Genomic DNA, 25,967 nt, shown 5'->3' with positions numbered 1-25,967 from the left:
ACACCATGACCACCAATCTGGATATCATCCGCGCGACCTACGAAGGTTCGTCCGAGGAGAACGGCAGGAATCTGCTGGCGGCACTGGCGCCCGATGCCAGATGGACCGAGGCCGCCGGCTTTCCCTATGCCGGAACTTATGTCGGCCCGCAGCAGATTGCCTCGGGCGTGTTCCAGCGGCTGGCGACGGAGTGGGACGGCTACAGCGCCAAGGTCCACACCTACCTGGCCGATGGCGACCGTGTGGCAGCCTTCGGCGTCTATTCGGGAACCTACCGCAAGACGGGCAAGGCGATGACGGCGGGCTTCGCTCACCTGTACCGGCTTAACGACGGCAGGATCACGAGCATGGAGCAGTATGTGGACAGCCACCTGGTGCAGCAGGCGCTGCTGGCCTGAGCGCGACGGAGTCCTGCCATGAGCGAAGTCAATGCGCAGCTGCAAGCCATTCTGTCGCTGATGCGGGCCGGGCAATGGAATGCCGCGCACGATGCCGTGCAGCGACATGAAGGCCTGCTCGCGGCCTGGCTGCACGGACTGCTGCATCTGCAGGAAGGCGATCTGGAGGACGCCGAGAACTGGTATGAGCGGGCAGGGCTGCGCTTCAGGCAGCGCGGCACGCTGCAGCAGGAGCTGGCCCGGTTCGAAGCGGCGCTGCGCGCTCGGTCCGGCGCGTGAACCCGAGGCCGGCCGTCCGAGAGCCGGCCTTTTGGCGGCAGAGCTGGAAGCCTCATCCCAGTGCCTGCCTCGCAAGATGCGCAACGGCCAGCTGCCTGTTGGCCCTGGTGCGCTCTCCGTCCTCCAGGAACCAGGCTGCCGACAAAGCGGCGTGAGCCATAACCCATTTGAGTAAACGCCGACGTTCCAGCCCCGTGACATTGATGACTACTGCAAGCTGCCGCGCGAAGCGCCCCGGGTCGGTGCAAGTCTCCAGGTCGGGGTTGCACAGCACGCTAACGTAGTCGTAGTACCGCTCACCTGTGACGCGCTTTGGATCTATCGCCAGCCATCCACGTCTGTCGAAATCGAGTATGTTGCCATGGTGCGTATCGCCATGCAGGACGACAGGCTCGCGCTGCTCATTCAGCAACTCAGCTGCCACCGTTGCGCATTCGGCCATCAAGCCGCCTTCCTGCTGCGCCATCAACGCGAGTGACCTAAAAAAAATCCGTCAGCGTCAGCAGTTCTTCAGGTGGTGCGGAGGATCTCTTTGAATGCAGTTGCTCGATGGTGTGGCAGATACAGCTTGTCGCTGCATCATCTTCGCCTTCTCTAGCCATGTGCAGCAAATGCTTGGAGCCGGTTGCGCGCTCCATCAGTAGCGCTCCTGAATCTTGGTCGCAAGCATAGACTCGCGCTGCTCCATTGCCGTCCCACCATTGAAGCACTCTGCCGCCGATGCGCTCGTCAAGGTTTCGCGTGATCTTGATCATCGCTGGAAGATCTGCCAAGTTCCTTGCAAGGATGACTGGCAGAAGGTCACTTGTATGAGTTGTGAAGGGGTCACCAGCCGCCTTCGCACTCCAGCGGTGGAGATGGATATCAAACAGGTCGAGGTGGGGCATCTGGCTGATTTTCGAGCTAACTCATGCAATCCGAAGGTGTGGTGCGGTATCCAATGTCCGCTGACGACTGTGGCTTCAACTGCTCAATGCAGCTCCTTGACCGGGGCTCCGGAGTGTCGGGCATGCCTATCAAGGCTGGCTGGGTGGTGTGCTCAATTTCTCCGGCATTACTTTCTTCCGGTGCTCAAGCCAGCTTCCGCAAGCAGCCAAGGCCATGCTACGGACATTGGTTGCCCTGAAAGGTCCCCTCGACTTCTGAGCAAGGGTCTTGTCCTGAGGTTCAGTCCTCGCTCTCACGCGGGTAGCCTGCGTCTGCCCAGCGCTGTGCAGACGCACGGGTGAGACTATGGTCCGGCCGGACTCGTACCCTGGCCAATTCGCTGCCGTCCGCCGCGGTGGCAGTGAGAGTCGCCGTGGGATTGTCCTCATCGGGCTCAATATCGAGAGCTACCGTCACGCGCAATCCGCGCACTTCAATCTGTATGGCTTTGTGCAACAGCGCCGCCTGGTGCTGCTCATGGCGACGTATCACTTCGCTGGCAGTCTTTACCAGCGTGTTGAAGGCCGACACATCAAGAGGCTTGGGATTCTTCTTGTCGCGCCCCATGGTCCATGGGCCGACCAGAGCTGGTTCCGCCTGGCCGTCTTGGGTCATTGACACTGCCCAGCCATCGTCGTCTTCATTCTTGATGACGCGGGCTTCCCAGCCCTTGTGGTGCCAAAGGCGGTCTTCGAAGATGGATACGTCTTCTGGTTCGAGTTCTGCTGGCATGTCTGGACTTTTCCTGGAGCTATCAAGTCCAAAGTCTACTGTTTCTTTATACAGTTTGTGAGGCTGGGTTTATCTCAAGCTTGGGCGCTGTGGGCCATGCCTGCCCTGACCAGGTCGATGCGGAGGCCGGCATTGGGCAAGACCATCCAGGTTGAAAGCAGCGGCTGCATTCGAGCATCGAGTCAACCCAAAGCCACCATCAATTGACGAACCTCATTCGTCCATTTGGAGTGAGAGACTACAGTTCATGGCTATACACGATGAAACCGCTATGTTTGGCTAATTTGTCGTAGAGCGCTCGGCCGGCTTCATTGGTTGCTTGTGTTTGCCAATAGACGCGATTTGAGCCAGCCAGTATTGCTTGCTTATAGACGCTGCTGATCAGGGCCTTGCCAACTCCAAGCTGACGCCTTTTCGGGGCCGTGAAAAGATCCTGCAGATAGCAGACCGGACCAAGTCTCGTAGTACTACGGTGAAAAATGTAATGAGCTAGGCCAACCACTTCTCCTGCATCTTCAGCGACCAGCGCAAATACAGGTTCGATGGGATTGAAGAATCGCTCCCAGGTCTTTTGGGTAATTTCCTTCGCCAGCCCGGTAGCTCCGGACCTTCCATAGAAAGCGTTATAGCCATCCCAGAGCGAAAGCCAGGCTTCAAATTCATGTGGTTGGACTTCTCTTACTACTACAGTTGTTGCAGCGTTACTTTTAGACATGGGAAAGACTTTTCATAGTACGAGCCGTGAGTAAATTGAACGGTCTGCACCGAAGTGTAAGGTCTGCTCGTGGCCGCTAGGCCACCGTCCCGGCACGATCCAGGGCGGACATGCATGCACACATCAGCGTGCAACAATTCTCTGAGGCTGATGACCCTGGGCAACGATTCGCAGCCATGGCCAACGCGCTTGGTAAGACTCGGCCTTTTGTTGGAAAAGCTCACGATGCGGCGTCAATGGATTGAGTGCCAAAACTCCGTCATAGATCAGATCCAGGCTGTTCGGTGCATAGAGGCCGCCTGGGCGAAGACCCACGCAGGTAGCTGGGATCAGGAACCGGTCTATTCCCTCGCAAGAGCTTCGCAGTGCCTCATATGGGCGACCGAAATATGACTCGTACCACAGGTGAACCCGAGCTTGGTTCGTGACTTCAATCTTGATGCCAAGGTCGCGTAAAACGCGATCGGCATGTGCTTGCATCTTCTGCTCCGCACCGTCAGTGGTGCTCGATGGATCAAAGTAGAAGAGATCGTAGTCTTTGATGGAATCCTCTGGATTCCGCTGCGCCTGCAAATTCCAAACTGTCTGAAATAAGCAGCCTGCAACAAGCCAGCCGTCTGGAAGATTCAAATCATCCCAGCGTTCAAGAATCGTACGATTGTTGCTATTTTGGAGGACATCCGCAACGAAGCGCTCAGGCGTAGGCATCGGGACAGTCAATCCTTGGTGGAGCAAAAGTGAGAGGCAGGTTCGAGCCTATTTTGCTTCGGTTGCGAAAACCCGCTTCCGGCCAAAGGAAGCCTCTCGCTCCGGCTGGCTGCATGCCGGCAATCGGCAAAGGGCCTGGTGCTGCCGAAATACTGTGATGCCAATGGAAAACCGCCTGTGCGCTCCATGCACGCAGGCGGTTTCAGCTATCAAGGAGTATCTTCAGACTTCGCGCCCGGCCTGATGGCCTGAATGCATGGCGCCTTCGATATAGCCCAGATCCTGGCAGTCGCCGATACGGCGCACGGGAGTCCGGGTAAGGGATTGCAGCTGGTCGGCAACGGCGGAGTCGGCCTCGGCTCCAATGGCCAGCACCACGGAGTCGGCTGGCGTGCGGTATTCCTCGCCTTTTTTGTCCGTCCAGACGACTTCCTTGCGCTCGATGCGCGTGACGTTGGACTGCATCAGCAGCTTGCCGTGCTTCTTCACGGCGTCGTACACGCGCCAGCGGCGCACGATGGCCAGTTCGGTACCGGGATGGGTGCCAGGGTCCAGCACGGTGACTTCGCGGCCGCGATCGAGCAGGAACTCGGCCAGTTCCAGGCCGACCAGGCCTGCGCCGATGATGACCACGCGCTTGCCCAGGGGCATCCACAGCTTGGACAGGTTCTGGATCGCTGCCGTGCTGTCCGTCACCTTGAACATGCCGCCGGCCTTGAACAGCGCGCGCTCGGCCAGATTCAGCTTGGCCTTGGCAATTTCTTCGGCGCGATCGCCCGTCATCAGACGGCGCAGTTCGTCGCCGCTCCAGACATGGCTTTGCTGCGCGCCTTCGATGGCGGGCGCGGCACGCCTGGCGCCGGTGCCCACCAGAATTTCGTCAGGCTGCAGCTCGGCCAGCAGCCCGGCATCGACTGTGGTGTTCAAGCGCAGCTGGATGTTCGGGTGGTCCATCTGCCGCACCAGATAGTCGAGCAGGCGGCCGTTCTCGGGATAGGCCAGTGCGGCAAAGAACAGCGTGCCGCCCAGGCGGTCGCTTCGCTCGACCAGCGTCACGCGATGGCCGCGCAGGGCGGCGACGCGGGCGGCTTCCATACCCGAAGGGCCGCCACCGACGATCAGTACATGCTTGGGCTTTTCGGCAAAGGTGATGGTCTTGGTCGCCTCGTGGCCGGTCTGTGCGTTGACCGCGCACTTGATGCCCTTGTTGATGAAAATCTCGCTCACGCAGGCATAGCAATAAATGCAGGGGCGCACGCTCTGGGCGGCGTTGGCTTGCAGTTTGTTGGCCAGGTCGGGGTCGGCCAGCAGCTTGCGGCCCATGGCCACAAAGTCAATCTCGCCATTGCTGATGGCGGCGGCGGCGGCATCCAGCTCCCAGCGGCCGGCCGAGATGATGGGAATGCCGACGGCCTTTTTGATGCCGGTGGCAAATTCGCGATAGGCATTCTGCTTTTGCGGAATCGGTGCATCGGTGAAGGCCGTGCCTGTGGGCAGGCGCGCATAGGCCGAGACGTTGATGGCATCCACGCCCAGCTCTTCGCAGAGCTTGGCGGTCTTGAGCGCCTCGTCCATGGTGATGCCGCCGGGCGTGTGCATTTCTTCTGCGTCGATGCGGACCCAGATGGGGAAGTCAGCGCCCACGCGCTCGCGCACGGCAGTCAGCACCTCGCGCAGCAGGCGGCTGCGGTTTTCATAGCTGCCGCCGTATTCATCGCTGCGGCTGTTGAAAAAGGGAGAGAGGAAGTTGGCGATCATGTAGTTGTGCGCGCAGTGCACTTCCACAGCATCGAAGTTGGCCTGCTTGGCGCGCAGGGCGGCCGCAGCAAACCATTCCACCATCTGTGCAATATCGGCCTTGTCCATCACGCGGTAGCGGTCGGGGTAGGGGCTAACCCCCACAAAGGTCGAGAACTCCTTGGGCGTGACGGTGCGCATGGCTTCGGCCACAGGGCCGTCGGGCGGAATCGAGGACACCCACATCTCGCGCCCGTGGGTGCGGTCATTGGCAGCGACCTTGCCGCTGTGATTGATCTGGATGGCGACTTTGCCGCCGTGCGAGTGAACGCGGCGCGTGACTTCCGCCAGGCCGGGGATGAAGCTGTCATTGGAGATGCCCAGCTGGTGCGGCTCGCTGGTGCCGGTGGGCCAGGAGATGGCGGCCGTGCCCATGATGATGAGGCCGGTGCCGCCCTTGGCACGCTCTTCGTAATAGTCCTGGGCGCGTTCGCCGCAGATACCGTCGATGCCGCCGTAGTTCTCGCCCATGGGGGCCATGATGATGCGGTTCTTCAGCTCCATGGTGCCGATACGGCCCGGCTCCAGCATTGATGCGTGGGGATTGCTCATTTTGTTTCGCTGTCTCCTATAGTTTTCGGCCGAGTTCGGCCCCTTCTTCGATGGCGCGCGCTGCATCAATTTTGTGAGCATTGCGCGCGCCCCCAATCACAGTGTGCGCAATGTTTTGTGCTTGAAGCCTTGATGACCAGGGGTCATGTGATTCCTGGCCGGCGCAGACCACGATGTTGTCCACGCTCAGGCAGCGCTGCTCTCCGCGTATGCGCAGGTGCAGGCCGTTGTCGTCGATATGGATGTACTCCACATCGTTGAACATGCGTGCGCTCTTGTTCTTGAGCCGGGTGCGGCGAATCCAGCCCGTGGTGGTGGGCAGGCTGCTGCCCATGGCGGCCTTGCTGCGCTGAAGCAGCCAGATCTGACGTGGCGAATCGGCTTTCTTGCTGGCCTTGATGCCGCCGCGCAGCTCGCGTTCGGGATCGATGCCCCATTCGCGGTCAAAGGCGGCCACGCTGCCGTCGTCGGACTTGTGATGGGCCAGCAGCTCGGCCATGTCAAAGCCCAGAGGCCCTGCGCCCACGATGGCCACGCGTTCGCCGACAAAGCGGGGGCTGCGCAAGGCCTCGATATAGTCCACCACCTTGGAGCTGTTCTCGCCCTCGATGCCGCTGCGTCGCGGTGTCACTCCCGTGGCCACGACCACATGATCAAATCCGCTCAGGGTGTCGATGTCCGGTGTGGTGTTGAGCCGCAGCTCTATGCCCAGGCGCTGGATTTCATGCTCGAAATAGCGCAGCGTCTCGCCCAGCTCCTGCTTGCCGGGCACTTTCTGCGCCAGAAAGAACTGGCCGCCGACGCGGATGCCGGGCTCGAACAGCGTCACCTTGTGGCCTCGGTCGGCCGCCTCGCGCGCGCAGGCCAGTCCTGCAGGTCCGGCACCGAGTACGGCGATCTTGCGCGGAACTGCGGCTTTTTCCTGCGGCCATTCCCATTCGCGGCAGGCTCTGGGGTTGACCAGGCAGCTGACCTGCTGGCGCGTGAAGATGCGATCCAGACAGGACTGATTGCAGGCAATGCAGGTGTTGATGGCGCTGCTCTGGCCCGCCTGCGCCTTGCGCACAAAGGCCGGGTCGGCCAGAAAGGGGCGAGCCATGGCCACCATGTCGGCATGACCCTGGGCAATCAGGTCATCGGCCACTTCGGGGGTGTTGATGCGGTTGCTGGCCGCCACGGGGACACTGACTGCCTGCCTGAGTTGCTCGGCAGCCCAGCTGAATGCAGCGCGCGGCACCATCATGGCGATGGTGGGAATGCGCGCCTCATGCCAGCCCACGCTGGTGTTGAACAGGTTCACGCCAGCGGCTTCCAGCTGGCGGGCCAGGTCCAGCACTTCCTTCCAGTGGCTGCCATGCTCGACCAGGTCCATCAGAGACAGGCGAAAGCTGATGACGAAGTTCTCGGGCACAGCCGCGCGTATGCCCTGCACGATGCGCAGCGCAAAGCGGCTGCGGCCGGCGGCATCGCCGCCCCATTCGTCGGTGCGGAAGTTGGTCAGCGGCGCCAGAAACTGGTTGATCAGATAGCCCTCGCCGCCCATGACTTCCACGCCGTCATAGCCGGCTTCGCGGGCCAGGCAGGCGCAGCGCACATAGTCGGCAATGATCTGCTCGATCTGGGTCGCGCTGAGTTCGCGCGAGCTGCGGTTGCTGAGCCTGGACAGCACGCTGCTGGGCGAGACGCCGCCGCTGCCGTGGTCGTAGCGGCCCACATGCAGTACCTGCATGAGGATATGGCTGCCTTCGGCATGCACGGCGTCGGTGATGAGGCGGTGCCGGGCCGCCTGCTCGGGCGTGCACAGCGTCGAGAACTCGGCATGCTCGGGCATGCCCAGCGCCCACTCGTTGACGCCGAAGCCGCCGGTGACGATGAGCTGCAGCCCTTCCCGGGCACGCTCGGTATAGAAGAGGGCTAGCTTCTCGAAACCCTGCGCCTGATCCTCCAGCCCGGTATGCATGGAGCCCATCAGAATCCGGTTCTTCAGGGTGATGTGGCCAATGGTGATGGGCTGGAAGAGATGGGGGTACATGGCTGGTTTCCTCACACGCAAACGTTGCGCCAGTGTAGGAAGGGCCACGGTAAATTTTCCCTAGGGGAATTACATCGTCCGTTTGCATGTAGTCTGGTTGTTCATGATGGGCTTTGATGTGCGCCATCACCACCCAGACAAAAGGAGACAAGACATGTCCATCATCGTGATGAGCGGCTGCGCCACCGGCATTGGTGCCGCTACGCGCAAGGTCCTGGAAGCGGCCGGTCACCAGATCGTAGGCATCGATATACGCGATGCGGAAGTGATTGCCGATCTCTCGACGGCCGAAGGTCGAAAGCAGGCGATTGCCGATGTACTGGCGAAGTGCAGCAAGGGCATGGACGGCCTGGTGCTGTGCGCCGGCCTGGGACCGCAGACCAAGGTGCTTGGCAATGTGGTTTCGGTCAATTATTTTGGCGCGACCGAGCTGCTGGATGCCTTTCTGCCAGAGCTGAAAAAAGGCCATCAGCCCGCAGCCGTCGTCATCTCGTCCGTGGCTTCCGCTCATCTGGCTTTTGACAAGAACCCACTGGCACCGGCACTGGAGGCCGGCGAGGAAGCCAAGGCCCGCGCCATTGTCGAACAAGCGGGAGAGCAGGGCGGCAATCTGGCCTATGCGGGCAGCAAGAATGCCTTGACGGTGGCTGTGCGCAAACGCACCGCAGCCTGGGGCCAGGCCGGCGTGCGTCTGAATACCATCGCCCCCGGCGCGACCGAGACTCCCTTGCTGCAGGCGGGCCTGCAGGATCCTCGCTATGGCGAATCCATTGCCAAGTTCGTGCCTCCCATGGGCCGCCGAGCCGAGCCGTCCGAGATGGCGTCGGTCATCGCCTTTTTGATGAGCCCGGCCGCAAGCTATGTGCATGGCGCGCAGATCGTCATTGATGGCGGCATTGATGCTGTGATGCGTCCGACACAGTTCTGACATCTCCTGAGGCGCTTTGCCTTGGTGCTCCTGCGCCTTTCCTCTCTCTGCAGGAGGGCAACGACGGCCTCGCCGCAAGGCGGTTTTTTTGCTTGCTGCCCCCGTTTGGGCATTGCCGGTTTTCAACGGCACTTGCTAAAAGGATGATTTGAGATGAATACCCCAGAACATATGACAGCCGTGGTGCAGCGCTATGTGGCTGCGCTCAATGCCGGCGATCTGGACGGCATCGTCGCGCTGTTTGCCGATGACGCCACAGTGGAGGACCCCGTGGGCTCCGAGCCCCGGCGTGGCAGTGCGGCGATTCGCGCGTTCTACGCCAACTCTCTCAAGCTGCCTTTGGCAGTGGAGCTGACGCAGGAGGTGCGCGCGGTCGCCGACGAAGCGGCCTTCGCCTTCACCGTCGGCTTCGAACACCAGGGCCGCAAGACCGTGATTGCGCCCATCGATCACTTTCGCTTCAATGGCGCGGGCAAGGTGGTGAGCATGCGCGCCTTGTTTGGCGAGAAGAATATTCACGCCGCCGTCTGATGAGAGTCAGGCACTTGACTGCTTCTGATATGGAAGCTGTCTTCGCCTGATTTAAAAGGATTGCAAGACTCTTTGAATCTGAAATCCATTGATATACAGCGGGAGATGCTATTGATTTTATTGTTCAAGGCGGTGCAGCGAATGCCCCCAGCCTGAGCCGGCTTACAGATGGAAGTGCCCGGCTGCCTCGGGCTGGTAGAGCACTTTCTCGATCCGGATATGGCAGGTGCGATCGAGAATCCGCCAGTCGATGCGGTCCCCTTCCCGACAGCCCAGAATGGCCGTGCCCACGCCCGAGAAGACCGAGAGCCTTCCGGCACTGTCATCGGCATCCTCTGGGTAGACCAGGGCCACTTCGACGGCCTCCTCATCGAGGCGCAGCAAGGCTCTGGAGTTCATCGTGACCACATTGCGCTGCACCTGCCGCGCATCGACCACGCAGGCGCGCTCGATTTCATGCTCCAGATCGGCCGCTTGCGACTCCCATTCCAGGGCGAGCAGATCTCTGAGGCGTGCCTGATCCACGGCGGTGATGCAAATGCCGCCCGCCGCTCCCGGCAGCCCGGCGCGCAAGCGCTGGAGGTAGCGCTGCGCCGTCATCGCATAGGACTTGAGTGCAGGCGTTTCACTCTCCAGCACAAAGCCGTTGTGCGCAAAGGCTTTGAGCGAGCGCGTGTTGTCGGCATGGATCCTCGCAATCAGTCTTTCGGCACGCATGTCGAAAAAGGCCAGCTTCATGCCCTCGTGCAAGGCGCTGGCGCCGAGCTTGCGCCCCCAGTTGTCGCGCTTGCCGATGACCAGCACGATTTCGCAGTCCGGTCCATTGCGGATCAGGCGCACGAAGCCCACGGGCAGGTCGTCGCGGTCGTAGGCCATGAAGAAGCGGCCGCCCTGATTGAAGAGATGGGTGAGTATGGGCAGCTGAACCCGGTCGATGAGCTGCTCTATGTGACGCGAGACATGGCGCGAATCGCTGAGGTGGCGCACGACGTCTTCGTCGCTCAGCCAGTCCATCAGATTCAGTGCATTGGCCCGCGTGATTTCCGGGCACAGGGATATGAAAGGCTTGCTCATCTTCAACACCGTCGGTTGCAAGAATGAAAGCCTTTCATGGCCACGGCGCGGGCCATGACGGTTCTTTCGACACAGTCGCCGATTCTAGGCAAGCAGATTCTGCTGCGCAGGCGCAGCGCTGATCTCGCATCTCTTTGCTCGGTCTATGGCAAGCCAGCGGTGTGGCGTGCGGTGCTTGCCCCGAAGCCGGAGAAGCCATGGCGCCGGCGCTGCAACACAGCGGCTGTCGATGCTCTGTATTCAGAAGCTGCTTGCGCTTGACTGCATTCGAACTTCGAATGCTTTATGGTCATGATCAATAAAAGACAGGCGCAAGATGCTCTTATTTGGATAGCATTTGAAGCGCTGAATATTACGATCCGTGCCGGGTCGACGCGCGTAGTCCAGCCAGGCCGGCCATTCAGGGATTGGCGTATTTCAGATGGATGATCGGGTAGGCGCGGCCTTGTCCGTCATGCGGGGAGCGGCCCGTGCGCTTGAAGCCCAGGCGTTCGTAAAAGCCCACTGCCTGAGCGTTGTGCTCGTTCACATCGGTGCTCATCTCGGGATGCAGTGCCAGGCCGTGGCGCACCAGCGCCGCACCGAGGCCCCGGTGTCTGAAAGCGGGGTCCACAAACAGCGCTTCCATATGGCCCTGGTCCATGAGCATGAAGGCCAGGGGATAGTCCTGCTCGTCGACGGCGAACCACAGCGGGGCGTCTGGCAGAAAGCCGCACACCATCTCATCAATCTCGGAGCGATCCTGCGGGCTCAGAAAGTCATGCGTGGCATCAACGGCATGGCGCCAGATCTCTATCGCTCGTGCCCCTTCGTCGGGGCGGGAAGCTCGAATGGAAGTCATCGCCGAATTATGCATATGCACCATGCTTGCCCCGGGGACTGGCATCAAGAGCGGTCCATGCCTGTCAGATGGGGCGCCAGTACCTCGGTGATCCAGTTCAGGAAGGCGGTGACCCGTGGCGCGATATGCCTGCGATGCGGGTAGAGCAGGGACACCGGCATGGGCGCCGCCCTGAAGTCGCGCATGACCTCGACCAGCAGGCCCTGATCCAGCAGATGGCGCGCACCCCGGACGGGTGCCTGAATCATGCCAAGACCGGCAAGACAGGCGGCCTGATAGGCATCCGTGCCGTTGACCACCAGGGCGCTGCGCACGGGATGTAGAGCGATCTCCTTGCCGCGCTGGTACTCCCAGCCCGCGCCATGCCGCCCGAGCTGGTTCGCATAGTGAATGATGCGGTGCCGTGACAGATCGGCCAGTGTTACGGGCGTGCCGTGGCGCTCCAGATAGGCGGGACTGGCCAGATTGCACATCTCCATTGCACCGATGGTGCGGGCGATCAGGTCGGTATCTGCCAGCGGGCCGATGCGCACCACGCAGTCAAAGCCTTCCTGCACCACATCCACGCGGCGGTCGCTGGTGCTGATGCCTACTTCCAGCAAAGGGTGGGCCGAGAGGAATTCGGGCAGTTTCGGAATGACGACATCCCGGGCCAGAGAGTTGGGCATATCGATGCGCAGACTGCCTCGCAGCCCGCTGGCGGCAGGCTGGAACATGGCTTGCAGCTGTTCCAGGTCGGCCATGAGTTCCTTGCTGCGCTCAAGGAACTGCTCGCCATCGGCGCTCAGCCGGACATGCCGCGTGGTGCGTTGCAGCAGACGGGTTCCCAGCTGCTTTTCCAGCTGCTGTACCACGGTAGACACACGGCTTTTGGTCAGCCCGAGCTGCTCTGCGGCCTGGGTGAAGCTGGAGAGTTCGGCAACGCGGGTGAACACATGAAGCGCATTGAAATCCATGGCTTTATTGTATTTTCAAAGTGAACAGTGCGATCTTTTTCAAAGTGTTTATTCATGAATGGAGAACACCTAAAGTCCTGGCTTGTTGACATCCTCCATGAGACCGACATGCAAGTATCTGCACCCCGTATCGCATTGATCACCGGCGCAAGCCGTGGCCTGGGCCGTAGCGAAGCCCTCAAGCTGGCCGAGCTCGGCGTTCAGCTGATCATCACTTACAAGGACAGCGAAAGCGATGCGCAGGAGCTGGTATCCCGCATCGAGGCACAGGGCAGTCGCGCCGTGGCGCTGCGCCTGGACGTTGGTGAAAGCAAGAGCTTTGCCGCATTTGCCGACAGCGTCAGGCGCGTGCTGGCCGATACCTGGCAGCGCGAACAGTTGGACTATCTGGTGAACAATGCCGGTATCGGCCTGGTGGCGCCGTTTGCCGAAACCACGGAAGAGCAGTTCGATCTGCTCGTCGATATTCACCTCAAGGGCACGTTCTTTCTGACGCAGAAACTGCTGCCCCTGATCCGGGACGGCGGACACATCATCAATACCTCGTCCGGGCTGGCACGCTTCAGCCTCCCCGGCTACGCCGCCTATGCGGTGATGAAGGGCGGCATTGAGGTGATGACGCGCTATCTGGCCAAGGAGCTTGGCGCACGCGGCATCGCCGTGAACACCATTGCACCCGGCGCCATAGAGACTGATTTCGGTGGCGGCGTGGTGCGCGACAACGCGCAGCTCAACGCCCATATCAGTGGCCTGACCGCCATGGGCCGGGCGGGGCGCCCCGACGATGTGGGTGCCGCGGTTGCCGCATTGCTTGCCGATGGCAACAACTGGGTCACGGGCCAGCGCATTGAAGTGTCTGGTGGCATGATGCTCTGAGCGTATGCCAGGCAACTCCATTCGGAGCGCGGCCTTGCCCGGCAGCGCCGGGGCGGTCAAGGCATATGGGATGCATGCAGACACGCAGCGGCAGATATTCGATGCCTGCGGACCAGGTGTTGGGGATAGAGGATTTGGAGACTGAGTCGTGCCCGAGAACTATCTGGGAAGCTGTTTATGTGCAAGAGTCGGCTATCGGCTGCTGTCGCCGCCCAGGGCCGTGACCCACTGCCATTGCAGGCAGTGCCACAAAAGCCATGGCTCCGCGTTCGCGAGCTATGGCGCCGTGCCGCGCAAGGATTTGTGCATAGTCTCCGGGCAAAGCGACATCAAATCCTATGCATCGTCGGCTTCCGTGCACAGGCAGTTTTGCCAGCACTGCGGTTCATCCCTGTTCTGGTCCAGACAGGCCGGTGACTGGGCCGACTGGATATGTATCGCACTGGGCACGCTGGACTCGCCTTTTTCGGCGCTCAAGCAAAAGCATGCGCATCTGGAGTCGCAGCCTTTGTGGTCAAGCTTTGCCGGTGGCTGCATGCGCAATGACTGAGGGCCGCCTTAGCCCCTCGGGCTGCTGCACCGGCCTCGTGCAAGGCGATGTTGATGCGTTCACTCCCCCTTGAACACCGGCTGGCGTTTCTCAATAAACGCATTCATGCCTTCCTTCTGGTCGCGGGTCGCAAACAGGATCTGGTTGGCCTTGCGCTCCAGCATCAGGGCGGCATCGAGCGACGCGTCCATGCCGGCAATCACCACTTCCTTGATCTGCTCCACGGCCAGTGGCGGCATATTGGCAATCAGTTTTGCCATTTTCAGCGCCTCAGGGATTACCTGATCGTCTGCACAGACTAGGCTGACCAGACCCATGGCATAGGCTTCGTCGGCGCTGACGGGCTTGCCGGTCAGCAGAATGCGCATGGCCTGGAACTTGCCCACGGCGCGCACCAGCCGCTGGGTGCCGCCGATACCGGGCATGATGCCGATGCGAATCTCGGGCTGTGCAAAGCTTGCCCCTTGCCCGGCAATGATGATGTCGCAATGCATGGCCAGCTCGGCCCCGCCGCCAAAGGCATAGCCGCAGACCGCTGCAATGATGGGTTTGGGGCACTTCTCAATGGGGGCCCAGACGCGCTCGGTGTGGCGCTTCATGATCTCTATGGGGCCGCAGGAGTCCATGCTCTTGATGTCCCCGCCTGCCGCAAATACCTTGTCGCCGCCGGTCAGAACGATGCAGCGCACGCTGGCGTCTGCGCTCAGCTCAGCGAAGGTTCTGGACAGCGCAGCCTGCAGAGAAAGACTCAGCGCATTCGTTGCCTCGGGGCGGTTGAGCTGAACGATGGCCACGCCATGGTCCTGATGCCGAACCAGTAGCTCTCGCTGCGCGGTGTCCATGTTTTCAATAGCGGAAAGCGATGCCGACATAAGGATTCCCTGGGAGTTGAACAGGGACGATGGTCGTTTTCAAGGGATGGACCAACATCGTCCTTTTGGACGTATCTGCTGCCGGTGCCGAAACCTAAATTGGCAGGCATGGATACGAACAAAAGCTTTCAAGACAAGGTAGTGCTGGTCACTGGCGGCACCAAGGGCATCGGCAAGGGCATTGCCCAGGCGTTTCTCGCGGCAGGTGCCACGGTGGTGGTGTGCGGCCGTCAGCAACCTGAAGCGTTGCCAAGCATCAATGGCAGCAGCGCAGACTTCGTTGCATGCGATGTGCGCGAGGCCCAGGCCGTCAAGGACATGGTCGATGAGGTGCAGCGCCGCCATGGCCGTCTGGACGTTCTCGTCAACAACGCCGGTGGCGCTCCCCATGTGGATGCCGCCACGGTGTCGCCGCGCTTTCACGAAAGCGTGCTGCGCCTGAATCTGTTCTCGACCCTGCATGCCTCGCAGGCCGCCAATGCCGTGATGCAGCAGCAGGACGGCGGTGGCGTGATTGTCTGCATCGGCAGCATCAGCGCGCTGCGTCCTTCCCCCGGTACGGCAGCCTACGGCGCGGCCAAGGCGGCGGTGCTGAGCCTGGTCAGTTCTCTGGCCGTGGAGTGGGCGCCTAAGGTGCGTGTGGTGGCAGTCAGCCCCGGCCTGGTGCGCACCGAGCAGTCACACCTGCATTTCGGGGATGAGGCTGGAATTGCCTCTGTCGCCGGGACCATTCCTGCGGGTCGCCTGGCCGAGCCGCAGGACATTGCCAATGCCTGTCTGTATGTGGCTTCCGAAAACGCTTCTTACATGAGCGGCACCAATCTGCTGCTGCATGGCGGTGGTGAGCGCCCCGCATTTCTGAGCGCATCGAACTCGGAATCCGTGCAACAAAAACACTGAATTTCAAAGGAGACAATCTTGACCGATCAAGACTGGATGGCAGGGGTCCGCGCATACGTGGGCAAGCAATACGGGCGTGTCTATGCCTGGGACAAAGTCAACAGCCCCATGATTCGTCAGTGGAGCGAGCTGATGGGGGTGGCCGTAAAGACCAACAAGGATGGCAAGACCATTGCACCTCCCGCGATGCTGCAGGTCTGGTGCATGGAAGGGCCGGTGCAGAACAACTACCCGCCAGGCTCCACGACAGAGAATCCTTATGAAGTTCTGAAGCTGATCGAAGCGCACGACTTTCCTTCCACCGTGGCGGTGAATTCCGAGCTGAGCTTCGAGCGCGATGTGCTCGAAGGTGAAGACCTGTACTACACGACACGCCTGGAAGCCATCAGCGAAGAGAAGACCACGGCCCTGGGCACGGGTTACTTTGTCACGCAGATCATGGAGTACTTCTCGATCAAGGCAGCGAACGGCGAAGACGAGAAGGTCGGCCAGTTGATGTTCCGCGTCTTCAAGTTCCGCCCCGCCAATGCGCAAAAGGCCGATCCCGCGCAGGCTGCCGCCCCGAAGATCAAGCGACCCGCACCAGGCGTGAGCGATGACAACCGTTTCTTCTGGGAAGGCCTGAAGGAAGGCAAGCTCTTGATTCAGCGCTGCAAGAGCTGCGGCGATCTGCACCATCCACCGGGTCCCGTCTGCCCCAAGTGCCATTCGTTCGACTGGGACACGGTGGAGGCCAGCGGCAAGGGCACGGTGTACTCGTTCGTGGTCATGCACTACCCCGAAGTACCGCCTTTCGATCACCCCAATCCCATCGGTCTGGTGGAGTTGCAGGAGGGCGTGCGTCTGATTGCCCAGCTGGTCGGCGTCAAGCCCGGCGAGGTGCAGATCGGTCAGAAGGTGCGGGTTGAGTTCAACACCTTCGACGGTGATCTGACTCTGGCCCAGTTCCGTCCCGTGGGCTGATGCGAGGAGACCGTCATGGACTTTCAACTCAGTGAAGACCAACGTGCATTCGCAGACATGGCGCAAAGCCTGTTTGCAGACTATTGCACCGACGACAAGCTGCGCGAGCACGATGCCTCGGGCCAGCCTTTCATGCAGGATCTGTGGCAGCAGTGCGTGGCTGCGGGCCTGCACAGCATCCTGGTGCCGGAAGCTGCAGGCGGCCTGGGTCTGGGAATGAGCGAGATGCTGGCTGTGCTGGAGCAGCAAGGCCGTGCGCTGGCGCAGGTTCCGCTGTGGCAGCAGCAGGTCGCTGCGGCCGCGATTGCCAGGTTTGCCGAGGGACAGGACGCAATCGTTCAGTCAACCATGAAGGGCGAGTTGCTGGCTCTGTCCCTGCAGGCAGCCGTGGCTACACGCGGGCCGGCGCTTGAGCTGCAGGGGGAGCGACTCAAAGGCCAGCTGCAAGCCGTGCCACTGGGCGAACAGGCCAGGGTGGCTCTGGTGGCCGCGGCGGCGGGCGATGAGATCAAGCTGGTGCTGGTGAGCCTGCAGGCGGATGGTGTCAGCCGCGTGGCCGGCATGCGCGAAGACTACTGTGCGGTGGCCGACATCAGCTTTCGCAACACGCCGGTGCTGGCCGTGCTGGGCGGCCGTGCGCTGGACTGGGTCAACGAAATGGCAATCGCCTGCCTGGCCAGCCTGCAGCAGGGCGTGACACAGGAGCAGCTGCGTCGCACCGTGGAGTATGTGAGCGAGCGCAAGCAGTTCGACCGTCCCATCGGTACTTTCCAGCTGGTACAGGGCCAGATGGCCGACGGCTACATCCTCATGCAGGCCCAGCGCGGCGCGCTGAGCCAGCTGGTCTGGCGTCTGGATGCCGGCCTGCCCTGCGTGCCGCAGGCCCACGCGGTGCGCGCCCAGTCCAACGAGCTGGGCCTGAAGGTGGGCCGCGTTGCACAGCATGTGCATGGCGGCATGGGCGTGGATGTGACCTATCACATTCACCGCTTCATGTTCTGGTGTCGTGCACTGGCTGCCGAGCTCGGCAGCGCCGAGCAGCACCTGCAAGCGCTGGGCCAGTGGCTCGCAGACAACGACACGCTCGGCTGGAAGTACGACCTGCCCGAAGACCGCTAAGGAGACAACAACATGGCAAACCAATCTATTCGCTTCGAGTCGGTGAACGTGGGCGACGAACTGCAGCCCGTCAGCGTGCCCATCACCGTGCCGCTGATTGCCGGCGGCGCCATCGCCACACGTGACTATTTCCCCGGACATCATGACCGCGACGCCGCGCGAGAGCTGGGCTCGCCCCATATCTTCATGAACATCCTGACCACCAACGGTCTGGTGCAGAGCTTTGTCGAGAGCTGGGCTGGCGACGAGGCGCGCCTCATGGATCTGAAGATTCGCCTGGGGGCTCCCAATTACCCCGGCGACACCATGAAGTTCACGGGCTCCGTGACCGAGAAGAACGAGGCCACGCGCAGCGTTCAGATCATGCTCAAGGGCAGCAATTCCATGGGCTCTCACGTCAGCGGCACCGTACAAGTGGCCCTGGCCTAAGAACAACAAGCGGAGACATTCCTGTGAACGATATGAATATTTCCGGTCGCGCCGCCATTGTGGGTCTGGGTGCAACAGAATTTTCCAAGAACTCGGGCCGTACCGAGCTGCGTCTGGCCATGGAAGCCACGCTGGCTGCGCTGAGCGATGCCGGCATCGACCCCAAGGAGGTGGACGGCTTTTCCTCGTACTCCGTTGACAAGGTCCCCGAGTATGAAATCGCCCGCCTGCTCGGGGCTCGCAATGTGAGCTTTTTCTCGCAGGTTCCGCATGGTGGTGGCGCGGCCTGCGGCCCCGTGCTGCATGCGGCCATGGCCGTGGCCACGGGCATTGCCAAGACCGTCGTGGTCTACCGCGCCATGAATGAGCGCAGCTGGTACCGCTTTGGCACCGGTAGCTATGGTTTTGGTAGCGCGCCATTCTTTGACAATGTGAACTATGGCTGGTACATGCCCCACGGCTTTCACACGCCGGCATCCTGGGTGGGCATGTTTGCCCGCCGCTATATGCATGCCTTCGGTGCGACCAGCGAGGACTTCGGCCGTGTGGCCGTGGCCGTGCGCGACTTTGCCGCCACCAATCCCAACGCATTCTTCTACGGCAAGCCCATCACACTGGAGGAGCACCAGGCCAGCCGCTGGATCTGCGAGCCGCTGCACCTGCTGGACTGCTGTCAGGAGTCCGACGGGGCCGTGGCCATGGTCATCACATCGAGCGACCGTGCCCGTGAGATGAAGGCCAAGCCGGTCTACATCAAGGCGGCGGCCCAGGGCATCTCTGACGGTCAGCAGTCCATGACCTCGTTCTACCGCGAGGACATCACCGGCCTGCCTGAAATGGGGCATGTCGCCAGCCAGCTGTGGCAGCAAAGCCGCCTGACTCCCAAGGATGTGCAAAGCGCAGTGCTGTACGACCATTTTTCGCCCTTTGTGCTGCCTCAGCTCGAGGAGTTCGGTTTCGTCAAGCGCGGCGAGGCCAAGGATTTCATTCGCTCCGGCGAGCATGCACGCGGCGGCTCCATGCCCATCAACACCCATGGCGGCCAGCTGGGCGAAGCCTATATCCATGGCATGAACGGCATTGCCGAAGCCGTGCGCCAGATCCGCGGCAGCTCCGTCAATCAGGTCAAGGACGTGCACAACATGGTGGTGACCGCCGGTACCGGCGTGCCCACCAGCGGCCTGATTCTGGGCGACGAGGCCTGATGGCAAGGGAGACATTCATGTTCATTGACCTGACTCCCGAGCAGCATGCGCTGCGCCTGAAGTGCCGTGACTACTTTCAGGCGTTGATGACGCCCGAGCTCAAGGCCCGCATGCGCGGTGCCGAGGGCGGCGACGAATACCGCGAACTGATCCGCAAGATGGGGCGCGACGGCTGGCTGGCCATAGGCTGGCCCAAGGAATTCGGCGGCCAGGGCCTGTCGGCCACCGAGCAGCTGATCTTCTTTGAAGAAGCCAATATTGCCGGAGCGCCCCTGCCTTTCGTCACCATCAGCACCGTCGGCCCCGCGCTGATGGAGCATGGCACCGAGGCGCAGAAGCAGGAGTTTCTGCCCGGCATGGCCAGCGGCGACATCATTTTCGCCATTGGCTACTCCGAGCCCGGTGCTGGCTCCGACCTCGCCATGCTCAAGACACAGGCTCAGCTGCAGGGCGATCTTCAGACCGGGCATTTCGTGGTCAACGGCCAGAAGCTGTGGACTTCGGGCATCGAATCTGCCGACTATGTGTGGCTGGCCGCACGTACCAACCAGGAACTGGCTCGCCACAAGGGTATTTCCATCATGGTGGTGGATACCAGGGACAAGGGCTTTTCGCATACGCTGATTCAGACCGTGGGCAACTACACGGCAGCCACGTACTTCGACAACGTTGAAGTGCCGGCAGCACGTTTGATCGGCGAGCTCAATGGGGGCTGGAAGCTGATCACTGCACAGCTCAACCACGAGCGCCTGGGTCTGGGGGCCTGGTCGGACAAGGTGTTTGCTCCCTTCGTCAAGGTGCTGCAATGGGCCAAGGCCAAGGATGAGCAGGGCCGTCGCGCTGTCGATCAGGCCTGGGTGCGACGCAGTCTTGCGGAGTGCTATGCCCGCCTTGAAGCCATGCGACTGACCAACTTCCGCATCGCGGCCAGTCTGGAAGCCGGTGCCATGGACGTGAGCCTGGCATCTGCCACCAAGGTCTATGGCTCGGAAGGCGTGGTCGAGGTGCTGCATCGATTGATGGACATCGTGGGCAGCAGCGCTCTGGTGCGTGGTGGCTCGGCGGCTTCCTATCTGATGGGCGAGCTGGAGTATGAGCTGCGCGCCTCCACCATCAACACCTTCGGTGGCGGCACGAACGAGATTCAGCGCGAGCTGATTGCCCAGTTCGGACTCGGCATGCCGCGCCCCCAGCGCTGATCGAAGACATCTCACACATAACAAATACCAAGGAGACATGTGATGAGCGACACGACTGTGGTGTCGCGCGAGCAGACCCAGCTCAAGCTGGATCGTCGCGCGCCCATTGCGGCCAAGTACCTGGCCGATACGCCCTACACCATGGCTGATCGTCTGGAGGACTGTGCGCGAGATTTCGGCGAGCGCATTTTTCTGATCGAAGGCGATGTGCGCTACACCTATGCGCAATTCAACCAGCGCGCCAATCAAGTGGCACGTGCGTTGCACGAGCAGGGTGTGAGAAAGGGCGATGTGGTGGCCATGGCCATCGAGAATCGCCCAGCCTTTTTCTTTGCCTGGTTTGGCGTGGCCAAGCTGGGTGCCGTGGTGGCCTTCATCAACACCCATGTGATGGGCAAGCCTCTGACGCATGCACTGGAGGTGACCAACGCCAGCCATGTGATCGTGGGCGAGGAGTGTGCAGAGCGCTTTGCGCAGACCGAAGGGCTGAATACCGCGCTGAGCTACTGGCACTGGCCGGATGAGGACAGGCCCGCGGCAGCGGAAGTCCTGTCGCAATTCGGACCGGATCTGCAGGCACTGGCCATGAGCCAGGACGGCTCCCCCGTACCGCTTGCATGGCGCGAGGGCGTGGTGGCCGGCGATACGGCGCAGTACATATTCACCTCCGGCACCACCGGCCTGCCCAAGGCCGCGGTCATCAGCCATGCACGCTGGCTGATGGCGGGGGACTCCATGCAGCTGCTGTGGGAGATCACCCAGGATGACTGCTTCTACTGCTTTTTGCCGCTCTACCACGGCGCGGCTTCCATGTCGCTGACGGCAACCGCCATGGCTGCAGGAGCGCGCATCGTGGTGCGCCGCAAGTTCAGCCGCAGCGAGTTCTGGCGCGATATCCGCGCACATGGCATTACCTTTTGCCAGTATGTGGGGGAGATCTGCCGCTTCCTGCTCAGCGTGCCCGCGACGGACTGCGACCGGGAGCACAGCTTGCGCAAGATGGCCGGAACCGGTCTCACGCCGGAGATCTGGCAGCAATGGACATCGCGCTTTGGCGCCGTATTCCAGATCTATGAAGGCTGGGGAGGCACGGAGTCCAACACCAATACCATCAATCTGGACAATCGCATCGGCTCCTGCGGCCGCGTTCCCTTCTGGGAAAAAACCAATTTGCGCCTGGTTCGCTACGACCAGGAAAAAGGCGATTACATCCGAGATGAAAACGGCTTCTTGCAATTGGCCGGCGTGAACGAGCCCGGCGAGGCCATCGGCATGGTCATCCAGTATCCCGGTGTGGTTGCTGGGCGCTTTGAAGGCTATACCAGCGAGGAGGCCTCCGAAAAGAAGCTGCTGCGCAATGTCTTCCAGCAGGGCGATGTGTGGTGGACATCGGGCGACCTGCTGCGCTGCGACGAAGACGGCTACTGCTGGTTTGTGGACCGTATCGGCGATACCTTCCGCTGGAAGAGCGAGAACGTCTCGACCATGGAAGTCAGCGACGCACTCGGAGACTACCTGGGGCTGGATGCGATTACCGTCTATGGTGTGCAGGTTCCCGGTCACGGTGGCCGTGCGGGCATGGCAGCGTTGGTGATGCATGAGGGAGCCCAATTCGATCCCAAGGCCTTCTGGAAGATGGCCATCGCTCGTCTGCCGCGCTATGCGGCACCACTGTTCGTGCGTCTGATGGATACGCCGGACATGACCGGCAACTACAAGCTGCGCAAGGTGGATCTGCAAAAGCAGGGCTATGACAGCGCTCAGACTGGCGACCCGCTGTTTATACGCAATGACAAGCTGCAGACCTATGTGCCGCTGACCGCTGCAACGCTTGAAGAGGCTCTGCGTGGATAGCGCCGTCGCGCAGGAGCGCGTACGGGCCAAGCCCGCAGATGTGCTGCGTTATCCCTTTGCGGCACCTGCAGCCGATGGCAGCCATGTGGAGATCGTCCCCGGTCTGCTGTGGCTGCGCATGCCCATGCCCATGGCTCTGGACCATATTAATGTCTATCTGCTCAGGGACGGCGACGGCTGGGCGGTGGTCGATACGGGGCTGGGAATTCCCGGCACCTTCGAGCTGTGGGAGAAGATCTTCACGGAGAAATTGGCCGGCCAGCCGCTGACCCGTGTGATCTGCACCCACTGTCACTATGACCATGCGGGTGCGGCATGGTGGTTGCAGGAGCGCTTTGGCGTGCCGCTGCTCATGAGCTATGGCGAGTTCATGATGCTGCGCTCGCTGATGGGGCCGCCGCCCGATCCTCTGCCCGAGGCGCATCGCGATTTCTATGCGCGTGCCGGGGTGAGCAGCGAAGAGCTGGACGACATGCTGGCTGCCATGCGCAAGGATCCGTTCATGCCCAGGCAGCCCAGCCATTACCAGCGCATTCATCCGGGTGAGGTGCTGCAGATCGGGGAGCGTCGGTGGCGCATTGTGCTGGGCGAGGGGCACTCGCCCGAGCATGCCTGTCTGTATTGCGAGGAAGACGGCATTCTGCTGGCCGGTGATCAGGTGCTGCCGCGCATCACCTCGAATGTGATGGTCAGCCCCATCGAGCCCGAAGGCAATCCGCTCAAACTCTGGATCGATTCGCTGCATCGTTTGCGTGAGCTGCCGGCCGAGACCTTGGTGCTTCCATCGCACCAGGGCGTTTTCTACGGCCTGCATGAGCGCTTGGTGCAGGTGCTCGAGCACCATGCCGAGCAGTTTGCACTGCTGACCGGACATCTGGGCCAGGTAGGACGGGCAACGGCTGCCGAGCTGGTGCCCGTGCTCTTTCCCAGGCTGCGCAGCCCCGTGGATCGCCTGATGGCCCTAGGGGAAACGATAGCCCATTTGAACCTGCTTCACCAGGATGGAACGCTGCTGCGTACCCCGGGTGAGGGCAAGATTGCATATTTCTCGTTGGCCTGAGGTAAGGAAGCCATGACGGAACTCGAAACATTCAAACAAGAAGTGGCGCAGTGGCTGGAGGAGAACTGTCCTGCGAGCATGCGCCGGCCCATTGTTTCAGAGGAGATGGTCTGGGGCAGCTCCAAGCTGCAGTTTCTGAACGAGGATCAGAAGCTGTGGTTCGAGCGCATGCGCGACCGTGGCTGGTTTGCACCGTCATGGCCGCGTGAATACGGCGGCGGTGGACTCTCCCCGAGGGAAGCCCGTATCCTGGACACGGAGATGGCCCGTCTTGGCTGCCGTCAGCCCCAGTACAACCTGGGCGTGTGGATGCTGGGGCCGGTTCTGGTGGAGGTGGGGACGCATGAGCAAAAGCTTGAGCATCTGGTTCCCATGATGCGCGGCGAGCAGCGCTGGTGTCAGGGCTTTTCGGAGCCCAATGCCGGTTCGGATCTGGCCAGCCTCAAGACCTCGGCCAGGCGCGTGACGGACGAGCAGGGCGAGGCCTATATCGTCAACGGGGGCAAGATCTGGACCTCGGACGGAGACAAGGGCGACTGGATGTATGCGCTGGTGCGCACCAGCAGCGAAGGCAAGAAGCAAGACGGCATCAGCTTTTTGCTGATCGACATGAAGAGTCCCGGCGTCACGGTCAAGCCCATAGAACTGATCAGCGGCAAGTCCAGTTTCTGTCAGGTCTTCTTCGACGATGTGCGGGTGCCTGTGCGACAGCTTGTGGGCAAGGAAGGCGAAGGCTGGTCGCTGGCCAAAAAGCTGCTCCAGCATGAGCGTGCAGCCATGTCCAAGTTCACGGAAGGTGGTGCGCCGTCGCACGATGCACTCAAGACCGCCTTGCCCTACATGGTGGACGAGCAGGGGCGGATCAGCGATGGTGTGCTGCGCGAGAAGCTGGCAGGACTGCTGATGGATGCACAGTCTTTCGCCCTGACCCATCGTCGGGTGACCGAGAAGGCTCTGGCGCGTCAGGACGTTGCAGGCCCCTCCAGCATCATGAAGCTGGTGCAGACCGAGCAGGAAGTTGCCAAGTACGAACTGCTGGAGCAGGTGCTGGGCCTACGCGGTCTGGGCTGGGAGGCTGGCGATGATTTCACAGCCGATGAGATCGATATAGGTCGTGCATGGCTGCGCTCCAAGAGCTACACGATTGCAGGCGGAAGTTCGGAAGTGCAACTGAACATCATTGCCAAGCGAGTGCTGGAATTGCCTTGACCCCCTGAGCCGCTGTGCGGCGACAGCCTCGCTGCGGGAGGAGGGGCTGTCTGGGCTCTTGCTTGCCGTCTCTGAGCTGGGCAGTGGTGGTCGCGCAGGCTGAGGATAACGAATTGAAATGGAGACAAGAATATGACCATGCTTTTGTCGCAAGAGCAGGAATTGCTCAAGGACAGTGCTGTTGCCTTTCTCGCGCAGGAAGCACCCGTGGCCCAGCAGCGCCGTCTGCGGGATGACAAGGTGGAACAGGGCTTTGATACACAACTGTGGCAGCAGATGGTGGAGATGGGGTGGCCCGTGGCGGTGCTGCCCGAGTCGCATGACGGGCTGGCTGCGGGCTATCTGGGCATGGGCGCCGTGTTTGAAGCCATCGGCCGAAACCTGTCGGCACAGCCGCTGCTGAGTCAGGCCGTGATCGCACCTGAGCTGCTGATTCGCGCCGGCTCCGAAGCTCAGCAGGCGCAGTGGCTGCCCCTGCTGGGCAGCGGGCAGGCCAGGCTGGCACTGGCTCTGGATGAAAAGTCCGGCCAGCATCTTTCAGCCAGATTGAGCACGTTAGCCGAGCAGACCAGCACGGGCTGGTGCCTGAGCGGTGAGAAAGCCTTTGTGATGGATGGAGTGGGCGCCAATGGCTTTTTGGTGCTGGCGGCGTCTGGCGAAGGTGCTCCCGGTTTGTGGCTGGTGCCAGCTGATGCACCAGGCGTCAGCATCAAACCCATGTGCATGATTGACAGCCGTAACATGGCCCGCGTGCAGTTCGATAAGGTGGAGCTGAGCGCCGATATGGCGTTGGTGGCCCGGCCCGCTGCTCAGGTGCTTGATGAAGTGCTGGACCGAGCCCGTGCCTGCCTGGCCGCAGAGTCTCTGGGTCTGATGCGTGAGGTGTTTGATCGTACGGTTAGCTATCTGAAGGAGCGCGTTCAGTTCGACGTACAGATCGGCTCATTCCAGGCGTTGCAGCACCGTGCTGCACGTCTGTATGTGGAGCTTGAGCTGCTGGAGAGCTGTGTGCTGGCAGCTTTCGAAGCCATTGATTCAGGTTTGGAAGCCAAGGTGCCCGAGCTGGTCAGCGCAGCCAAGGCCAAGGCATCTGACTTGTGCGAGAAGCTGTGCAACGAGGCGATCCAGTTGCATGGCGGCATCGGGGTGACCGATGAACTGGATATTGGCCTGTTCTTCAAGCGGGCACGCGTTCTGCAACGCCTGCTGGGCGACGGTGGTTATCACCGCAACCGCTTTGCACAACTGAAAGGTTTCTGAG

General features: G+C 61.3%; 27 protein-coding genes. 16 read left to right on the top strand and 11 right to left on the bottom strand.

The window, feature by feature from the left end:
- The first annotated feature begins 5 nt into the window (after nucleotides 1–5).
- Nucleotides 6–398 (top strand): nuclear transport factor 2 family protein, encoded by a 393-nt coding sequence (locus V8Z78_RS15480; protein WP_349731642.1) that lies wholly within the window; start codon nucleotides 6–8, stop codon nucleotides 396–398.
- Between the two features lie 18 nt (nucleotides 399–416).
- A complete protein-coding gene (locus tag V8Z78_RS15475; protein ID WP_034360276.1) occupies nucleotides 417–677 on the top strand; it encodes a hypothetical protein in 261 nt (86 codons plus the stop codon).
- Nucleotides 678–729: 52 nt separating this feature from the next.
- Here V8Z78_RS15475 and V8Z78_RS15470 read toward each other — a convergent pair whose 3' ends face one another.
- From V8Z78_RS15470 to V8Z78_RS15440, 7 genes are all read right to left on the bottom strand, one after another.
- Nucleotides 730–1,143 carry an aminoglycoside phosphotransferase family protein gene (locus V8Z78_RS15470; protein ID WP_349731641.1) on the bottom strand — a complete coding sequence of 138 codons (414 nt, stop codon included), beginning with the start codon at nucleotides 1,141–1,143 and terminating at the stop codon, nucleotides 730–732.
- Nucleotides 1,144–1,156: 13 nt separating this feature from the next.
- Nucleotides 1,157–1,564 (bottom strand): aminoglycoside phosphotransferase family protein, encoded by a 408-nt coding sequence (locus tag V8Z78_RS15465; RefSeq protein WP_349731640.1) that lies wholly within the window; start codon nucleotides 1,562–1,564, stop codon nucleotides 1,157–1,159.
- Nucleotides 1,565–1,844: 280 nt separating this feature from the next.
- Nucleotides 1,845–2,336 carry a hypothetical protein gene (locus tag V8Z78_RS15460; protein WP_004341242.1) on the bottom strand — a complete coding sequence of 164 codons (492 nt, stop codon included), beginning with the start codon at nucleotides 2,334–2,336 and terminating at the stop codon, nucleotides 1,845–1,847.
- 238 nt (nucleotides 2,337–2,574) lie between these two features.
- On the bottom strand, nucleotides 2,575–3,051 hold the full coding sequence (locus V8Z78_RS15455; protein WP_349731639.1) for a GNAT family N-acetyltransferase: 477 nt from the start codon (nucleotides 3,049–3,051) through the stop codon (nucleotides 2,575–2,577).
- Nucleotides 3,052–3,174: 123 nt separating this feature from the next.
- A complete protein-coding gene (locus V8Z78_RS15450) occupies nucleotides 3,175–3,759 on the bottom strand; it encodes a nucleotidyltransferase family protein (RefSeq protein WP_046461351.1) in 585 nt (194 codons plus the stop codon).
- 222 nt (nucleotides 3,760–3,981) lie between these two features.
- Nucleotides 3,982–6,108, bottom strand: a complete 2,127-nt coding sequence (locus V8Z78_RS15445; protein WP_046461352.1) for an NAD(P)/FAD-dependent oxidoreductase — start codon at nucleotides 6,106–6,108, stop codon at nucleotides 3,982–3,984.
- 16 nt (nucleotides 6,109–6,124) lie between these two features.
- Entirely contained in the window at nucleotides 6,125–8,140 is a 2,016-nt protein-coding gene (locus tag V8Z78_RS15440) for an NADPH-dependent 2,4-dienoyl-CoA reductase (protein ID WP_046461353.1), read from the bottom strand.
- Nucleotides 8,141–8,294: 154 nt separating this feature from the next.
- Between V8Z78_RS15440 and V8Z78_RS15435 the strand changes: the two genes are divergently transcribed.
- Together V8Z78_RS15435 and V8Z78_RS15430 are read left to right on the top strand one after the other, a co-directional pair.
- Complete coding sequence (locus tag V8Z78_RS15435; RefSeq protein ID WP_046461354.1) at nucleotides 8,295–9,068, top strand: 3-alpha-hydroxysteroid 3-dehydrogenase; 774 nt, start codon at nucleotides 8,295–8,297, stop codon at nucleotides 9,066–9,068.
- Nucleotides 9,069–9,221: 153 nt separating this feature from the next.
- Nucleotides 9,222–9,599, top strand: coding sequence for a steroid Delta-isomerase (locus V8Z78_RS15430; RefSeq protein WP_349731638.1), 378 nt, complete (start codon nucleotides 9,222–9,224; stop codon nucleotides 9,597–9,599).
- A 162-nt stretch (nucleotides 9,600–9,761) separates the two neighbouring features.
- Here V8Z78_RS15430 and V8Z78_RS15425 read toward each other — a convergent pair whose 3' ends face one another.
- The 3 genes from V8Z78_RS15425 to V8Z78_RS15415 form a co-directional block, all read right to left on the bottom strand.
- Nucleotides 9,762–10,673 (bottom strand): bifunctional GNAT family N-acetyltransferase/nucleoside diphosphate kinase regulator, encoded by a 912-nt coding sequence (locus V8Z78_RS15425; RefSeq protein WP_349731637.1) that lies wholly within the window; start codon nucleotides 10,671–10,673, stop codon nucleotides 9,762–9,764.
- A gap of 400 nt (nucleotides 10,674–11,073) precedes the next feature.
- Nucleotides 11,074–11,514 (bottom strand): acetyltransferase, encoded by a 441-nt coding sequence (locus V8Z78_RS15420; RefSeq protein ID WP_057091834.1) that lies wholly within the window; start codon nucleotides 11,512–11,514, stop codon nucleotides 11,074–11,076.
- A 44-nt stretch (nucleotides 11,515–11,558) separates the two neighbouring features.
- Nucleotides 11,559–12,470 carry a LysR family transcriptional regulator gene (locus tag V8Z78_RS15415; RefSeq protein WP_279086614.1) on the bottom strand — a complete coding sequence of 304 codons (912 nt, stop codon included), beginning with the start codon at nucleotides 12,468–12,470 and terminating at the stop codon, nucleotides 11,559–11,561.
- 108 nt (nucleotides 12,471–12,578) lie between these two features.
- Between V8Z78_RS15415 and V8Z78_RS15410 the strand changes: the two genes are divergently transcribed.
- Together V8Z78_RS15410 and V8Z78_RS15405 are read left to right on the top strand one after the other, a co-directional pair.
- Nucleotides 12,579–13,346: an SDR family NAD(P)-dependent oxidoreductase gene (locus tag V8Z78_RS15410; RefSeq protein ID WP_349731636.1), complete on the top strand. Its 768-nt coding sequence runs from the start codon at nucleotides 12,579–12,581 to the stop codon at nucleotides 13,344–13,346.
- A 148-nt stretch (nucleotides 13,347–13,494) separates the two neighbouring features.
- Nucleotides 13,495–13,896 carry a GFA family protein gene (locus V8Z78_RS15405; RefSeq protein WP_279086611.1) on the top strand — a complete coding sequence of 134 codons (402 nt, stop codon included), beginning with the start codon at nucleotides 13,495–13,497 and terminating at the stop codon, nucleotides 13,894–13,896.
- Nucleotides 13,897–13,955: 59 nt separating this feature from the next.
- Here V8Z78_RS15405 and V8Z78_RS15400 read toward each other — a convergent pair whose 3' ends face one another.
- Nucleotides 13,956–14,768: an enoyl-CoA hydratase gene (locus V8Z78_RS15400; protein ID WP_012837522.1), complete on the bottom strand. Its 813-nt coding sequence runs from the start codon at nucleotides 14,766–14,768 to the stop codon at nucleotides 13,956–13,958.
- Between the two features lie 108 nt (nucleotides 14,769–14,876).
- On the opposite strand from V8Z78_RS15400, the gene V8Z78_RS15395 reads away from it, so the two are divergent.
- The 10 genes from V8Z78_RS15395 to V8Z78_RS15350 all read left to right on the top strand — a co-directional run bounded on the left by V8Z78_RS15395 (nucleotide 14,877) and on the right by V8Z78_RS15350 (nucleotide 25,966).
- On the top strand, nucleotides 14,877–15,668 hold the full coding sequence (locus V8Z78_RS15395; RefSeq protein WP_034360305.1) for an SDR family oxidoreductase: 792 nt from the start codon (nucleotides 14,877–14,879) through the stop codon (nucleotides 15,666–15,668).
- 18 nt (nucleotides 15,669–15,686) lie between these two features.
- Entirely contained in the window at nucleotides 15,687–16,631 is a 945-nt protein-coding gene (locus tag V8Z78_RS15390) for a Zn-ribbon domain-containing OB-fold protein (RefSeq protein WP_046461360.1), read from the top strand.
- Nucleotides 16,632–16,646: 15 nt separating this feature from the next.
- The gene (locus tag V8Z78_RS15385) at nucleotides 16,647–17,750 is read left to right on the top strand and encodes an acyl-CoA dehydrogenase family protein (protein ID WP_349731635.1); all 1,104 of its coding nucleotides are present in this window, start codon (nucleotides 16,647–16,649) and stop codon (nucleotides 17,748–17,750) included.
- Between the two features lie 12 nt (nucleotides 17,751–17,762).
- Nucleotides 17,763–18,179 (top strand): MaoC family dehydratase, encoded by a 417-nt coding sequence (locus V8Z78_RS15380; protein ID WP_004341218.1) that lies wholly within the window; start codon nucleotides 17,763–17,765, stop codon nucleotides 18,177–18,179.
- Between the two features lie 32 nt (nucleotides 18,180–18,211).
- The gene (locus V8Z78_RS15375) at nucleotides 18,212–19,384 is read left to right on the top strand and encodes a lipid-transfer protein (protein WP_046461362.1); all 1,173 of its coding nucleotides are present in this window, start codon (nucleotides 18,212–18,214) and stop codon (nucleotides 19,382–19,384) included.
- A gap of 17 nt (nucleotides 19,385–19,401) precedes the next feature.
- Nucleotides 19,402–20,583: an acyl-CoA dehydrogenase family protein gene (locus V8Z78_RS15370; RefSeq protein WP_034396832.1), complete on the top strand. Its 1,182-nt coding sequence runs from the start codon at nucleotides 19,402–19,404 to the stop codon at nucleotides 20,581–20,583.
- 42 nt (nucleotides 20,584–20,625) lie between these two features.
- Entirely contained in the window at nucleotides 20,626–22,437 is a 1,812-nt protein-coding gene (locus V8Z78_RS15365; protein ID WP_046461363.1) for a long-chain-acyl-CoA synthetase, read from the top strand.
- The gene (locus V8Z78_RS15360; protein WP_046461364.1) at nucleotides 22,430–23,497 is read left to right on the top strand and encodes an MBL fold metallo-hydrolase; all 1,068 of its coding nucleotides are present in this window, start codon (nucleotides 22,430–22,432) and stop codon (nucleotides 23,495–23,497) included. The genes V8Z78_RS15365 and V8Z78_RS15360 overlap by 8 nt, the downstream gene beginning before the upstream one ends.
- A gap of 12 nt (nucleotides 23,498–23,509) precedes the next feature.
- Complete coding sequence (locus tag V8Z78_RS15355) at nucleotides 23,510–24,706, top strand: acyl-CoA dehydrogenase family protein (protein ID WP_004341213.1); 1,197 nt, start codon at nucleotides 23,510–23,512, stop codon at nucleotides 24,704–24,706.
- 132 nt (nucleotides 24,707–24,838) lie between these two features.
- A complete protein-coding gene (locus V8Z78_RS15350) occupies nucleotides 24,839–25,966 on the top strand; it encodes an acyl-CoA dehydrogenase family protein (protein WP_046461365.1) in 1,128 nt (375 codons plus the stop codon).
- The last annotated feature ends 1 nt before the right edge of the window (nucleotide 25,967 follow it).

The sequence above is a fragment of the Comamonas sp. wu1-DMT genome, from assembly GCF_040187805.1.
GTDB lineage: Bacteria > Pseudomonadota > Gammaproteobacteria > Burkholderiales > Burkholderiaceae_C > Comamonas > Comamonas thiooxydans.
This window is presented reverse-complemented; position numbering and strand designations above follow the sequence as displayed.

Coding starts and splice junctions, on each gene's coding strand:
- V8Z78_RS15430 (WP_349731638.1), top strand. CDS start 9,222: ATGAATACCCCAGAACATATGACAGCCGTGGTGCAGCGCTATGTGGCT.
- V8Z78_RS15365 (WP_046461363.1), top strand. CDS start 20,626: ATGAGCGACACGACTGTGGTGTCGCGCGAGCAGACCCAGCTCAAGCTG.
- V8Z78_RS15435 (WP_046461354.1), top strand. CDS start 8,295: ATGTCCATCATCGTGATGAGCGGCTGCGCCACCGGCATTGGTGCCGCT.
- V8Z78_RS15375 (WP_046461362.1), top strand. CDS start 18,212: ATGAATATTTCCGGTCGCGCCGCCATTGTGGGTCTGGGTGCAACAGAA.
- V8Z78_RS15385 (WP_349731635.1), top strand. CDS start 16,647: ATGGACTTTCAACTCAGTGAAGACCAACGTGCATTCGCAGACATGGCG.
- V8Z78_RS15355 (WP_004341213.1), top strand. CDS start 23,510: ATGACGGAACTCGAAACATTCAAACAAGAAGTGGCGCAGTGGCTGGAG.
- V8Z78_RS15440 (WP_046461353.1), bottom strand. CDS start 8,140: ATGTACCCCCATCTCTTCCAGCCCATCACCATTGGCCACATCACCCTG.
- V8Z78_RS15480 (WP_349731642.1), top strand. CDS start 6: ATGACCACCAATCTGGATATCATCCGCGCGACCTACGAAGGTTCGTCC.
- V8Z78_RS15370 (WP_034396832.1), top strand. CDS start 19,402: ATGTTCATTGACCTGACTCCCGAGCAGCATGCGCTGCGCCTGAAGTGC.
- V8Z78_RS15410 (WP_349731636.1), top strand. CDS start 12,579: ATGCAAGTATCTGCACCCCGTATCGCATTGATCACCGGCGCAAGCCGT.
- V8Z78_RS15475 (WP_034360276.1), top strand. CDS start 417: ATGAGCGAAGTCAATGCGCAGCTGCAAGCCATTCTGTCGCTGATGCGG.
- V8Z78_RS15425 (WP_349731637.1), bottom strand. CDS start 10,673: ATGAGCAAGCCTTTCATATCCCTGTGCCCGGAAATCACGCGGGCCAAT.
- V8Z78_RS15460 (WP_004341242.1), bottom strand. CDS start 2,336: ATGCCAGCAGAACTCGAACCAGAAGACGTATCCATCTTCGAAGACCGC.
- V8Z78_RS15420 (WP_057091834.1), bottom strand. CDS start 11,514: ATGACTTCCATTCGAGCTTCCCGCCCCGACGAAGGGGCACGAGCGATA.
- V8Z78_RS15395 (WP_034360305.1), top strand. CDS start 14,877: ATGGATACGAACAAAAGCTTTCAAGACAAGGTAGTGCTGGTCACTGGC.
- V8Z78_RS15470 (WP_349731641.1), bottom strand. CDS start 1,143: ATGGCGCAGCAGGAAGGCGGCTTGATGGCCGAATGCGCAACGGTGGCA.
- V8Z78_RS15380 (WP_004341218.1), top strand. CDS start 17,763: ATGGCAAACCAATCTATTCGCTTCGAGTCGGTGAACGTGGGCGACGAA.
- V8Z78_RS15450 (WP_046461351.1), bottom strand. CDS start 3,759: ATGCCTACGCCTGAGCGCTTCGTTGCGGATGTCCTCCAAAATAGCAAC.
- V8Z78_RS15465 (WP_349731640.1), bottom strand. CDS start 1,564: ATGCCCCACCTCGACCTGTTTGATATCCATCTCCACCGCTGGAGTGCG.
- V8Z78_RS15400 (WP_012837522.1), bottom strand. CDS start 14,768: ATGTCGGCATCGCTTTCCGCTATTGAAAACATGGACACCGCGCAGCGA.
- V8Z78_RS15445 (WP_046461352.1), bottom strand. CDS start 6,108: ATGAGCAATCCCCACGCATCAATGCTGGAGCCGGGCCGTATCGGCACC.
- V8Z78_RS15455 (WP_349731639.1), bottom strand. CDS start 3,051: ATGTCTAAAAGTAACGCTGCAACAACTGTAGTAGTAAGAGAAGTCCAA.
- V8Z78_RS15415 (WP_279086614.1), bottom strand. CDS start 12,470: ATGGATTTCAATGCGCTTCATGTGTTCACCCGCGTTGCCGAACTCTCC.
- V8Z78_RS15350 (WP_046461365.1), top strand. CDS start 24,839: ATGACCATGCTTTTGTCGCAAGAGCAGGAATTGCTCAAGGACAGTGCT.